This is a genomic window from Luteimonas galliterrae (genome assembly GCF_023374055.1).
Classification (GTDB): Bacteria; Pseudomonadota; Gammaproteobacteria; order Xanthomonadales; family Xanthomonadaceae; genus Luteimonas_C; species Luteimonas_C galliterrae.
In genome coordinates this window covers 1-11891 of record NZ_JAMBEP010000007.1, presented here as the reverse complement: position 1 = coordinate 11891, position 11891 = coordinate 1, and the positions used below count along the sequence as shown (strand labels likewise).

At 67.9% G+C, this 11891-nt stretch carries 11 protein-coding genes and 1 pseudogene; 1 reads left to right on the top strand and 11 read right to left on the bottom strand.

Annotated features, from left to right (window positions below):
- The 11 genes and pseudogenes from M2650_RS16325 to xpsF all read right to left on the bottom strand — a co-directional run.
- Positions 1-463, bottom strand: a 463-nt coding sequence (locus M2650_RS16325; RefSeq protein ID WP_249476242.1) for a hypothetical protein, incomplete at its 3' end; no start/stop codon positions are given.
- Positions 464-738: 275 nt separating this feature from the next.
- A complete protein-coding gene (gene gspD, locus M2650_RS16320; protein WP_249476241.1) occupies positions 739-2964 on the bottom strand; it encodes a type II secretion system secretin GspD in 2226 nt (741 codons plus the stop codon).
- A 10-nt stretch (positions 2965-2974) separates the two neighbouring features.
- Complete coding sequence (locus M2650_RS16315; RefSeq protein WP_249476240.1) at positions 2975-3766, bottom strand: dihydrolipoyllysine-residue succinyltransferase component of 2-oxoglutarate dehydrogenase complex; 792 nt, start codon at positions 3764-3766, stop codon at positions 2975-2977.
- Positions 3756-4376, bottom strand: coding sequence for a type II secretion system protein GspM (gspM, locus tag M2650_RS16310; RefSeq protein ID WP_249476239.1), 621 nt, complete (start codon positions 4374-4376; stop codon positions 3756-3758). Before gspM ends, M2650_RS16315 begins: the two co-directional genes overlap by 11 nt.
- On the bottom strand, positions 4357-5523 hold the full coding sequence (locus M2650_RS16305; RefSeq protein ID WP_249476238.1) for a PilN domain-containing protein: 1167 nt from the start codon (positions 5521-5523) through the stop codon (positions 4357-4359). Before M2650_RS16305 ends, gspM begins: the two co-directional genes overlap by 20 nt.
- Positions 5520-6374: a type II secretion system minor pseudopilin gene (locus M2650_RS16300; RefSeq protein ID WP_249476237.1), complete on the bottom strand. Its 855-nt coding sequence runs from the start codon at positions 6372-6374 to the stop codon at positions 5520-5522. The genes M2650_RS16305 and M2650_RS16300 overlap by 4 nt, the downstream gene beginning before the upstream one ends.
- The gene (locus M2650_RS16295; RefSeq protein WP_249476236.1) at positions 6371-7012 is read right to left on the bottom strand and encodes a prepilin-type N-terminal cleavage/methylation domain-containing protein; all 642 of its coding nucleotides are present in this window, start codon (positions 7010-7012) and stop codon (positions 6371-6373) included. Before M2650_RS16295 ends, M2650_RS16300 begins: the two co-directional genes overlap by 4 nt.
- Positions 7009-7440 (bottom strand): annotated as a pseudogene (gene xpsI, locus M2650_RS16290) (type II secretion system protein XpsI); the annotation flags it as partial. The gene M2650_RS16295 and the pseudogene xpsI, both read right to left, overlap by 4 nt.
- 146 nt (positions 7441-7586) lie before the next feature.
- On the bottom strand, positions 7587-8099 hold the full coding sequence (gene xpsH / locus M2650_RS16285) for a type II secretion system protein XpsH (RefSeq protein WP_249476235.1): 513 nt from the start codon (positions 8097-8099) through the stop codon (positions 7587-7589).
- A 31-nt stretch (positions 8100-8130) separates the two neighbouring features.
- Positions 8131-8565, bottom strand: a complete 435-nt coding sequence (gene gspG / locus M2650_RS16280) for a type II secretion system major pseudopilin GspG (RefSeq protein WP_249476234.1) — start codon at positions 8563-8565, stop codon at positions 8131-8133.
- Between the two features lie 55 nt (positions 8566-8620).
- Positions 8621-9838 carry a type II secretion system protein XpsF gene (gene xpsF / locus M2650_RS16275; protein WP_249476233.1) on the bottom strand — a complete coding sequence of 406 codons (1218 nt, stop codon included), beginning with the start codon at positions 9836-9838 and terminating at the stop codon, positions 8621-8623.
- A 906-nt stretch (positions 9839-10744) separates the two neighbouring features.
- Between xpsF and M2650_RS16270 the strand changes: the two genes are divergently transcribed.
- Positions 10745-11891, top strand: a 1147-nt coding sequence (locus M2650_RS16270) for an ESPR-type extended signal peptide-containing protein (protein ID WP_283254845.1), incomplete at its 3' end; no start/stop codon positions are given.

Here is an 11891-nt window from a genome sequence, read left to right as displayed (position 1 = left end):
TCGCCCCGTTCAAGCACAACGGGTCGGCCTGCGTCCAACTCACCGGCGCATGTCGGCCGTCTTGGCCTAACGTCTGCCGGCAGCGGCTGATCTCGCCGCCAGCGCTAAGCGAAAACCCCACGCCCAAGCCGCCGTATCCGCCACCGCCGTATTCGATGCTAAGCGACGGCTCCATGCCGCCCACACCCGGCACCACTTTCAAGCTCGTGCTCCAGTGTGCGTCGCCGGCGGCGCCCACCGACACCGCACCCTTCAGCGTGCCGATCACCTCGGTGCCCTTGACCTCCAGCATCTCGCCTGCCGGCGGCGTCCCTTGCGCCGGCCCGTCCGCCCATGCCGCCAACATGCCTGCGGCCACGCCTAATACGGCCAATACGCCGAATCCGAGACTGGTTCCGATCCGGTAACGTCCGATGCGCAAACCGTCCTTGCTGCGCCAGGCGCCTACGAGCGGCGCGATCATTCTTCTCCATTGATCCGGCAAGCCTGCAGCCGCCGTTCTCAAACGGGAGGGCGCACAAACGATTTTGCTTTTCATAGGCCAGTTGCTGTTGGAGACTTCCGCAAGACGGAAGAACGCAACTGGAATGGCCATGGCTGCAGATCGTGCCGCCATTCAACCTGGAAGCTATCCGGGTCGACACAAACACATCGGCTTTACAGAGAGCCGCCAACGATGCGGATTCGTCAGCACCGGCGCAGCGCGACTCGCCCCTCCGGGCAATGGCGCCGGGCTGTTTACTTCTTACGCGGCGGCTTGATCGGCTCCATCGCGCGGAAGCGACGTCCGTATTCGTCAGTGAGGTCGCGCGCTTCCTGCGGATTGCGCACCAGGGTCGGCGTCAGCAGGATGATGGTCTCGTTGCGCGAGTCCGACGTGGTCTGCTTGCCGAACAAGCCGCCGATCACCGGAATGCGGCTCAGGCCGGGGAAGCCGGAAGAGCCGCGGCTGCGTTCGTCCTGGATCAGGCCCGCCATGATCACGGTCTCGCCGCTCTGCACCATCGCATTGGTCTTCAGGCGGCGCGTGTCGATCCGCACGTTGCCGTTGACGTCCGGCGTACCCGACGGCGCGCTGATTTCCTGCACCACGTCCATGAAGATCGTGCCGTCCTTGGTGGCGCGCGGACGCACTTTGAGGATGGTGCCCGTGTCGATGTACTGCACCTGGCTGATGGTGCTCTCGCTGCCGGTGTTGGGGTTCACCGAAACCGAGTTGATCGGAATGCGGCTGCCGACGTTGAACGTGGCTTCGTAGTTGTTGCGGACGAAGACCGATGGCGTCTGCAGCATGCGCACGTCGGTGACCTTGTCCAGGGCGTCGATCACCGCCGCGGCGTTGGTGCCCAGGAAGATCCAGTTCGCGCCGGTGGGCTTGATGCTGCCGGCGAGCTGGCTCCAGGTATCGCGCCCCACCGCGCTGGGCAGGCCGTTGTCGGTGACCGCGCGCTCGAAGAACCAGCTGACGCCATACGACAACTCGCCGCCCAGTTGCACCTGCACCACCTGCGCCTCGATATGCACCTGCATCGGCATCACATCGAGCTTCTCCACCACTTCGCGGATCGATCTCCAGGCCGCGGGCGTGGCGCGCACCAACAGCGAATTGGTTTCCGGCACCGCCGATACGCCGACCTTATCGCCGTTGACTTCGAGCGTGACGGTCGTATTGCGGGTGGTCTGCTCCGGATCTAGGCTGAGATTGCCGATGTCGCCGCCGCCCGTTCCGCCGGCGCTGCTGAAGCTGTCCCTGCTGCTGCCGTCCACGCCGCTGGTGGGGCTCATGTTGTCGCCCAAACCGCGGATGGTTTCGGCATCAGGCGGATACATCAACGACGGCCCGCCGCTGCCGCTGCCGTTGCCGCCGCGGCCGCTGCCGAACACTTCGGCCAGGCGCGTGGCCAGTTCGTCGGCCTTGATGTACTTCAACTCGTGGGTGAACAGGCGCGGCGCGTCGCCGACGCCGTCGATGCGGTCGATCCAGGACTGGATGTCGTCTAGATATTCGGGCTGCGAAGTGATCGCCAGCACCGCGTTGGAGCCTTCCAGCGGCATGAAGCGGAACATGCCCGCGACCGGCGATTTGCTCTGCTCGCCGAACACTTTCTCGAGATCGGCCACCACTTTCATGGCGTTGCCGGACTGCAGGGGGAATACGCCCACCGACATGCCGGCCAGCCAGTCCACGTCGAAAATTTCGATCGTGCGCAGATAGTTGGCCAGTTCCGTCTGGGTGCCGGCCAGAGTGATGAGGTTGCGCGAGGGCTCGACGTTGATGATCGAGTTCGGGCGCGCGTAAGGCTTGAGCAGCTTCTCCATCTCCGTGGCCGAGATGTAGCGCAGCGGCACCACCTGCACTTGGTAGCCGCCGCGCGCCATGCCGGGCGCACCGGCGCGCGGCGCCACCGTGCCGGCCAGCGCCTGGTCGGCGGGCAGGATGGTGTAGCGGCCGTCGCTGTAGATCATCCGCGCGTTGTTCCAGCCCAGCACCATCTCCAACAGCGACAGCGCCTGCGCGGAGTCGATCGGCTTGGGCGTGGCGAACGTGACGGTGCCCTGTACGCCCGGCGCGATCACGTAGTTCTGCCCGAGCATGTCGCCCAGGATCGCCTTGATCACCGCATTGAGCGATTCGCCTTCGAAATTGAAGGTGGTATTGCCGCCGCGCGCGGACGCCCCGCCCGCGGACACGGGGCCCGCCGTGGCCGCGCCGCGGTTGATCATCTGTCCGCTGCCGCGGCGCACGACCGGGCGCGGGCCGGCGTCGCCGGCACTGTCCGCCGCTTCGATGGACTCGGTCCGCACCGCCGTACCGTCGGCCGCGGCGGTAGCCGCTGCCGTCTCGGTCGGCATGACGCCTTCGCGCCGTACGTCCGGCCGCGGCACGGTGGCGCACGCCGCCAGCACCCCGCACAACAGGGCGGACAGGAAAATCTTCGGCTGGGGGCGGATGAGACCGATCATGTCGTTCCTGTCAGTTCTTGGGCTTGGCGGCTTCTTGCGCTTCTTGCCGCAATTTCGCGCGCCGGGCTTCGATGCGTTGCCTGATCGCCTGCAGCTGCGCTTCGTTGCTGGACGGCGGCGCTGCGCTTTGCGCCTTTTCCGGCGGCACCGCCGGTTCGCCTGCGGCGGTACGGGCGGGCTGCGGCGTCGGCGTCATCGGCGGGCTCGGTACCGGGTTAGGCGGCGGGGGGACCGGCATCGTAGCCTGTGCGGCGCCGGCTGCGGACTGCACGCTCGGTTGCGCCGTGGGCGGCTGGCCGTTGCGTCCGTCGAAAACGCGCAGTTCCAGCGACCGGGTTTCGGTGGCCGAAGCGATCGTGGCGCTGCGCGGGGTGAGTTCGGTCAGGCGCCAGCCGGGCAGCTTCTCGGAAGCTTCGCCCAGCTTGAGCCGGATCGAATTGGCGCCATCGGGCGACTGCAGGATGGCCATGCGCAGGCCGGGGGCGATCAGCACGCTGCTGAGCACGTAATCGAAGGTCTCTTGCGTCGCGACATCGCCGCCAGGCTGCAGCGAGAACGGCTTGGGCCGGCGATCGCTGAAAAACAGCGGCCGGGTGGTCGCTTCGCCGTATTCGTTCATGTTGTGGGAAACCAGGCGAGATGCCGAAGGCGCGGGCGGCAGTTGCGGCGCCAGAGCAGCGTCGGCGGGCAAGGGGCTAATGCCGCCGCCCATACCGGCTATCGCGAGGATCCAGACCAAAAGCGCCCAGCCGGCGATCGCCGCCAGCAACCAGGTGCGCACGCCGATGCCGTCAGCGCGCACGCGGCACCCCGCCAGCGGCGGAAGGCCGCAGATAGCCGTACAGGTCGAAGCTGACGTCCAACCCGCCCTGCTGCGCGCGGCCGGCGTCGGCCACGAAATAATTCGACTGCGCCAGGATGTTGAGATTGTCGACGAACATGCGCGGGTCGCCGTTCTCCAACCGGTACAGCACGGTCGCCAACTCCGGCATGCCGCAGCGCAGGCGGACTTGCACCACGATTTTGCGGAAACGTTCCTGGCTGGCCGCGGTCAGCGGCGAACGGTTGCTGATCTGGCAACTGCGGTTGCCCGGGCTGGCCTCCAGCACCACGCGCTCGAGCTGTTGCGCCAGGCCTGCGGTGGCCAGTTCGGCGCTGCCTTCGGGCAGAAAACCCGGCTTCTGCGCGCCCTGCGCCTGGACCTGCGCCAGGCGGCGCTGGATCTGCGGCTGCTGCTGCAACTGCATGCGCACGCGCAGCTCGCGTTCCTGCAGGGCTTCGATGCGGTCCTGCGCAGCCAGCATCGGTACCGTCCACCACGGATGCACCAGCACCAGATAGGCCAGCGCCAGCGCGGCCAGCAACAGGCCCAGCGCCAGCCAACGGTCGCGGTCAGCGCGTTCGTTGCGCATCGGCGTCTCCGCTGGCGTCGTCGTTCCGCGCATTCGCGGGCTTGCCCGGCTCCGGCGCGATGGCCAGTTCGGCGGTCATCGTGAAACGGTCGCGGCCGGTGCGCGGATCCGGCTGCACGGCGCCGCTCAAAGCGGGCGAACGCCACAATTTGGAGCCTTCCAGCTGCCGCACCAGTTCGCCGACTTCGGAACTGAACCCGATCAACTGCATCTGGCCGCCTTCCAACGACAGTTTTTCCAGGTAAGTGCCGTCGGGCAGCCTGCGGCTGAGTTCGTCGACGACCGCGATCGCGGTGGGCCGACCGACGCGCGTGCGTTCGAGGAAGGCCGCGCCTTCGACCAGGTCGAGCAGTTGCTGGCGTTGCTGCGCCACGCGCCGGGCATCGCCTGCATGCCCCGACACTTGGGCTTCGAACGCATCTGCGGCCGCGTTGCGGTTTTCGAGGATCTGCCACAAGCCCACTGCCAGCGCCAGCACGGCGACGACCGCAAGCATCCAGTTCCAGCGACGAGAAGGGTCGGCAGCGCGTTGGCGGCGTCCCGCGGGCAACAGGTTCAGCTGCAGCGGCCGGCCGGCTTCGTCGGCGATGTCGACGCCGGCCAGCGTCGAGGCCGCCGGGCCCAGCGCGGCGAGCGCGTCGTCGAGCGCAACCTTGGGCACCGCGACCAGTTCGGCCTGAATCTGGCCGTCGCCACGACGCTCGACCACGCGCGCATCGAAATACACCGCATCGGCAGGGAATGGCGTTTGCCGGTCGATCTCGAACGCCAGTACGTCGTGCAGGCGCTCCGCGGCGGCGGCCGGCAGCAGCACCCGGCGACGCAGGCCGACCGAGGCCGGCAGCAGGCCCCAGCGCGGCAGTTCGGCCACGCTCGGCGCCAGCAGGCGCGACAAGGCGTCGTCGTCCGCATCCGGCGGCCATGGCACGCGGCCGAGTTCGCGCAGGCCATCCAGGGTTTGCACGCGCAGCATCAATTGCTCGCCGTCGCGCGCCAGCAGCAGGCGGTCGCGCGCCAATCCGAAAACCGCACGCCAGGACGCCGGAAGCCACGACGCCAGCGCCGCGCCCCACCAGGCGAAAAAGCCGCCCGCGCCCGGGGCTAGCCGTGCGCCGAAGCGTCCGAAGCTGTCGCGTAACGCGCTCATTGCGGGCTGGCGCCTTCCTCCCATCGCAGTGTCGTGTAGGCCGATCCCGGTATCCGGTTCGCGCCGGTGCGCACGACCGCCCGCAGCACCGTCTCGCGACCGTCGGGCAGCCGCGCGCGGCTGTCAATACTATACGTGCCGCTGCCGAAACCCAGGAACGCCTGCGGCGAGGCGGGATCGACGGGCGCGTTGCGTTGCTCGAGCAGCGCATCGGCATCCAGGCCCAGGGCCTGCAGCACGACACCGTCGGCAAAACGCGGGTCGGGACGCTCGATGCCGCCGAACACCGTCAGATGAGGTTCGGCCATCGTATACAGCGCAGGCGTCATGCCCAGCACCTGCTGCAGTTCGGCCACGCTCTCGAAAGGCGCATCCTTGGCGCCGTAAGGCAACTCGGCTTCGGCGTATTGCGGATCCTCCGCGCCGCCCTGCGCCTGGCTGAACGCGTCGCGGTCGCGCCAGTCGATGATCGCCGAAGCCAGCCGCGCCGCCTGATCGCGATCCACGCCCTGCGTCAGCCACAAACCGGTCAGCAGCGTCGCATCGGCCGTGTTCAGGTCGATCTTGCCGGACTCGTCGACGATCTTCAGCTGCAATTGCGCAGCGCCGAAGCGCCAGGCGTAGTCGCGCCCGTCCGGTTGCCATTGGCGCCGCGGGTCGTCGTCGTTGATGCGGACCAGCGCGTATTCGAGCCCGGCGCGTGCAGCCTCGTCGGCGACCACACCCTGGCTCAGCACGCGCCCCTGCAGGCTTTCGACCCGCGCGGTCAGCGCGAACGCGCCGATCAGCGCCGTCAGCAGCACGATCAGCCACAGCACCAGCAACAAGGCTGCGCCCCGGACGCGCTTCACTGGAACACCTCGGTCGCCTGGCTGGAAGCTTCCCTGCCCGCTTGCGGCAAGGCCACCACCAGCGGCGGCCAGGCGCCGATCGAAGCGCTGCGGATCTCGACCGATATCTGCAGCGGCAGACGGTCGGCCGCCTGCCAATCGTCCTGCCAGTCGCCGAGCGAACCATCGTCCTTCAGGCCGCGGTAGCGCAGCCGCAGCGATTGCAGATCGGGCACCAGCGTTTCCGGCGCGCGCGTGGCGCGTTCTTCGACGATTTTGCCGGCCTGGATCATGGCGAAGCCGATCGTCAGCCCTTTCTCATCGCTCGCCGCCAAATCGTGCAGATACGGTCCGCCGCGGCCGAGATAGTCCGGCACGTCGGCGACGAAGCGCATGCGTTGCCGCTCGCCCACGAAACGTTGCGCAACCCCGCTGGACGGATCCACCGCATAGGCCATCGGCAGCGCCGAGGCCAGCCGACGGCGCAGGAAGCCTTCGACAGCGCGCATGCGTTCGCTGCGTTGCGCCAGCGTCTCGCCGCGTTGCGCGGTGGCGGTGGCGGCGCGCAGCGTGGCGAAGGCCAGCGCGAGCCCGGCCGCCAGCAGTACCGTGGCCAGCAGGACTTCGATCAACGTAAAGCCGTGCGCGCGCCGCTTCATGGCGGCGCCGATTGCGAAGGATCGGGCATGCTCAACCGCAGCGACTGCAATTGCAGCCGCTGGCGCGGGCCGCCGCCGCCCCATTCCACCGACAGCGCCAGCCGCAGCAGGCGCGCGGTGCCGGGCTCGAACGTCGACGCCGCTTGCAGGCCCTGGTCAGGGCGCGTGGGATCGTCGTAAGGCGCGATCTGCAACGTCCAGCGGTAACGTCCGCCTTCGAACACGCCGTTGCTGCTGCCGGGTTGCAGGTATTCGCCGATGCCGGTCTGGTCGAGCAGCGATTGCGCATGCAGCGCCGCGCGCCCGGCATCCGCCGACTGCCGCACCTGCCGCGCCGCGCCGCTGAGCGTGCCCAGCAACAAGGTCAACGCCAACGCCAATACCGCGAACGCCACGATCACTTCGATCAGCGTGTAGCCGCGCTGGCGCGAACCTGCCGAAACTTTGCCCTGTAGAGTCGAGCTTGCTCGACTGCCTTTGTTTCTGCCGACGTCGCCAACCGCGAAACGCGTGATTCGCGGAGTGTCGTTGCGTGACGAAGAGCAGTCGAGCAAGCGCGACTCTGCCAATGGGTTCATGGCATGGCCTCGCCGCGCTTGATCGTCACCTCGCCCGTGAGCCAGGCGACATCGACATTCCACGCTGCTTTTCCGGCGTGCAGCTGCACGCGTCCTCCGGTGGAGGCGCCGTCGGGAAAGAACAGGATCGCGCCCTCGCCCGCGCGCGCCTGCAGCCCGCGCGTGCCGGTGAAGACGATGCCGAGCTTGCGCGGGATCTCGCCGCGACGGTCGTTGACTGTGCGCCAGGTATGCGCAACCGGATCGATCACGAATTTCTGCGGCTGCCCGGTGTTCAGCGCCTGCGCACGCGTGTAGCGCAGTTGCGCGGCGATTTCCTTGGCGTTGGAACGCAGCTGCATCCCCGCGAAGCCGCCAGTGAGCACGGCCGTGGCGAGCAGGCCGGCCGCGGCGATGATCGACACCACCAGCAGCATTTCCAGCAGCGAAACGCCGCGCGCCGCGCGCCGCGGCGCACGCAGCCGATCGCGCGCGCGCCGTCGAACGGGGGAAACGTGCTGCGCGCGCATGACGACGAGTCCGATACGGTTGTCCGTTCGCTTATTCGTACTTGATGTCGGCGTTGTAGCTGGTGCCGCCGACCTGCCCGTCCTTACCCAGGATCACCAGGTCGAAAGCGCCGGCTTCGCCCGGCACGCGGTACTCGATGGCGTGGCCCCAGGGATCTTTCAATTCGTTGGCCTTCGCGTACGGGCCAAGCCAGCCGCTGGCGTTGCCGGGCTGCGTGACCAGGTCGTCGAGCTTGCCCGGCAGCGAACCGGTGTCCATCTGGTACTGGTCGATCTTGCCGGCCAACGTGCTGACCTGCGACTTGGCCAGATTGGCCTTGGCGCGGTCCGCGCCGCCGAGCACGCGCGAGCCGACGAAGGTCAGCACCGTGCCGATCAGCACGATCACGATGATGATCTCCAGCAGGCTCATGCCGCGCTGGGCACGGGCGGAAGGGGAACGGGTCAGCGAGCGGCGATTTTGCATTGCGGTCATCCGTAGTCAGTGTGTGTGTCGTGCGATTCCGTCCGGCGCAACCGCGTTATCCGATGGCATTGGTCAGATCGTAAAGCGGCATCAGCACCGCCATGATCACGATGCCGACCACGCCGGCCAGCAACAGCGTGATCACCGGCACCAGCGCGGCCAGCATGCGGTCCAGCGCCTGCCCGGTTTCCAGCTCGAACGTGTCGGCGGTCTTCAGCAGCATCGTGTCCAGGGCGCCGGATTCCTCGCCGACCTGGATCATCTGCAGCGCAAGACGTGGAAAACGCTTGCCCTTGGCCAGCGCCGTCGACAGGCCGACGCCGTTCTTCACGTCGTCGCCCGCAGCTTCGACATCGTCAGCGAGCAGGCGGTTCCCCAGTACGTTGCGGCCGATGCCCAGCGCGGTCATCAGCGGCACCCCGTTCTTCAGCAGGGTACCCAGGGTGCGCGCCAGGCGTGCGGTCTCGAGCCGCGCGATCAGCGGGCCGACGAATTTCTGGCGTAACAGCCATTCGTCGAAGCGCGCGCGGAACGCCGGGTCGCGGCGCTTGCGGTCGAACCACCAGCCGGCCAGGGCCGGTATCGCGACCAGCACGATCCACCAGTCGCGGACGAACAGGCCGACCCCCAGCACCACGCTCGAGAACCACGGCAGCTGCGCGTCCAGGCTTTCGTACATGGCCGCGAACTGCGGCACCACATAGCCGAGCAGGAACAGCAGGCTCAGTCCGACCATGACCAGCAGGATGACCGGATAGATCAGCGCATTGATCACCCGGCCGCGCAGGGCGCGGCTGCGCTCCAGGTAGTCGGCCAGGCGCTGCAGGGTCTCGTGCAGACTGCCGCCGGCCTCGCCGGCGCGCACCATATTGATGTACAGCTTGCCGAAAGTGCCGTGCTGGCGTTCCAGCGCCGTCGACAACGAGGCGCCTCCGCGCACGGCGTCGCGGATATCGGTGATGGTGCGCTTGGCGGCCTCGTCCTCCGGCAGCTCCAGCAGGATCGTCAGCGAGCGGTCCAGCGGCTGGCCGGCGCCCAACAAAGTCGCCAGCTGTTGGGTGAACTGGACCAGCCGCTCGCCGGCGAACGGCTTGGGTTTGAACAGGGTCCGCCAGGCCGATTCCCCGCCGCCGGCCGAGGCCGGCTTGGCTTCCACTGGCAAGTGGCCCTGTTCCTGGAGGCGCAGCACCACCTCGGCGTCGCTGGCGGCTTCCATTTGGCCGTCGAGCATCTCGCCACGGGCGTTGAGGGCTTTATAGCGGTACAGCGGCATCGTTCTGGGGCGGGGTCGCGTCGGGCGGAGCGCATCGCAGGATACCGCGAGCCGCGCATGGCGGGGCCAAGCCCGCAGACGGGCCGGTCAGACTGACGACAGACAGGTCGGACAAATCCAGCCGATACGGGACGGGTTGCCTGTCAGCGCCGTGACGGCCGACACCGCGCGATCGGACCCGCAGCCGCCGCTGTCGCCGCCGATGTCCTGCGCCATCGCGACGAACGGCGCAGGAGCGGAACTCGCATCGCGATAGTTCCAAACTATTGGCGTCGAACACGCTCGTTTCGATTAACGACATCTTCACGTCACGCGCGTGCAACCGCTCGCGCGAGGCATGCGGCATGAAACAAAGCAATGCCAGTTACATCAGGCACTTTGCGTGCGCAGTTCGAACCGGCCGAATCATCCTTCACGCGCAGCGTCGTCGCGCATGGCCCACGCCAAGATCGGAACGGCGATATTCCCGCAACGCAACAATCGCGAACCCGTCCCGCATACGCTCAGGTATCGCATGACAAAGGCGTAGCCAAGCGCTGAATTCGCAGGTATGTTTCGGTCAGCATATGCTTCGGGGGAAGGGGATGCAGGGCAACCGCGTTCGCGCCTACGCCGTTGACGACGTCCGCGTGCGTCGCTCGCTGCATGCGCTTCGCGCTTCCCGTCCCGCGCTTGTCACTTTCGCGCAGCCGCATGCTGCCAGCATTCCCGATCGGCACTCTTCTCGCGTCACCGTCCGTCTTCGCAAGTCGCAAGGCTTGCGATGCGTTTTCGCTTTTCTGTTCGCGCCTGTCAGTTTCGCCCTCTGCACCACCTCGTAGTCTGCTCGTTCAACGAAAGCCTCCCGGCCTGTCCCCGCGGCGCCGGGTTGCCACTTTCCCTTAGCGTTTCAACAAGGACTCCCCCATGAACAGGATTTACAGCAAGGTTTGGAACAAGTCGCTCGGCATGCTGGTGGTCGCATCCGAATTCGCCAAGCAGTCGCACGGCACCGTCGGCGTTTCGCGCGTATCGTCCTCGGGCTTCGCAGCCTCCTTCCTCGCCTTGTCGGTCGGCGCAGCGCTATGGGCGCTGCCCGCAAGCGCAGGCAACATCTGCCTGCAACTGGACGGCGGCACCTGGCCCACGGCTTCGGGCAACAACTCGTATGCGTGCGGCCGCGGCGCGGTCGCTTCGGGACAACTCGCTACCGCGATCGGCAACCAGAGCCAGGCGACCGCCACGGGCGCCACGGCTTACGGTTCCGGCACGCGCGCCATCGGCACCAACACCACCGCACTCGGCCGCGACGCCGCTGCAGCGGGTGCGAGCAGCGTCGCGATCGGCTACGGATCTTCGGCTTCGGCAAGCGCCACTAACGGTGTAGCGCTCGGTGCCGGCGCGCGCTCGGGCGCCGCCAACAGCGTGGCGCTCGGCGCCGGCTCGCGCGCGACGCAGGCCGACACCATTTCGGTCGGCAGCGGCGACGGCAGCAGCGGTCCAGCGACGCGCCGCATCGTCAACGTAGGCGCTGGCATCGACGCCAACGATGCGGTGAACAAATCGCAGCTCGATGCGCTCGCCGCGCAGTTCGTCGACGCCACGCGCTACTTCCAGGCCAACGGCGCCAACGACGGCAGCGACGACGCCGTGGCTTCCGGCGCGGACAGCACCGCCGCCGGCGCCGGCGCGGTCGCCAGCGGCGAAGGCAGCACCGCGGTCGGCGCGCAAAGCGTCGCCAGCGGCGATGGCGCCAGCGCGCTGGGCTTCGTCAACACCGCCAGCGGCGCGGACAGCAGCGCAGTGGGCAATTTCAACGACGCCAGCGGCGACGGCAGCAATGCGTTCGGCCGCAGCAACGTGGTCGCCTCGACGAACGGCAACGCGTTCGGCGGCGAGAACGTCGTCGACGGCGAGAACGCCACCGCCGTGGGCAACGGCAACACCGCCAGCGGCCTGAACAGTTTCGCCGGCGGCAGCAACAGCACCGCGTCGGGCGAAGACAACGTGGCGCTGGGCAACGGGGCGGTGGCCGACGGCGAGATCGGCGCGATCGCGTTGGGTTCGGGCGCGC

Excerpts from the sequence above, each read along its gene's own strand:
- gspD (WP_249476241.1), bottom strand. The coding sequence starts at position 2,964 with ATGATCGGTCTCATCCGCCCCCAGCCGAAGATTTTCCTGTCCGCCCTG.
- xpsH (WP_249476235.1), bottom strand. The coding sequence starts at position 8,099 with ATGCGCGCGCAGCACGTTTCCCCCGTTCGACGGCGCGCGCGCGATCGG.
- gspM (WP_249476239.1), bottom strand. The coding sequence starts at position 4,376 with ATGCGCAACGAACGCGCTGACCGCGACCGTTGGCTGGCGCTGGGCCTG.
- xpsF (WP_249476233.1), bottom strand. The coding sequence starts at position 9,838 with ATGCCGCTGTACCGCTATAAAGCCCTCAACGCCCGTGGCGAGATGCTC.
- M2650_RS16305 (WP_249476238.1), bottom strand. The coding sequence starts at position 5,523 with ATGAGCGCGTTACGCGACAGCTTCGGACGCTTCGGCGCACGGCTAGCC.
- M2650_RS16295 (WP_249476236.1), bottom strand. The coding sequence starts at position 7,012 with ATGAAGCGGCGCGCGCACGGCTTTACGTTGATCGAAGTCCTGCTGGCC.
- gspG (WP_249476234.1), bottom strand. The coding sequence starts at position 8,565 with ATGCAAAATCGCCGCTCGCTGACCCGTTCCCCTTCCGCCCGTGCCCAG.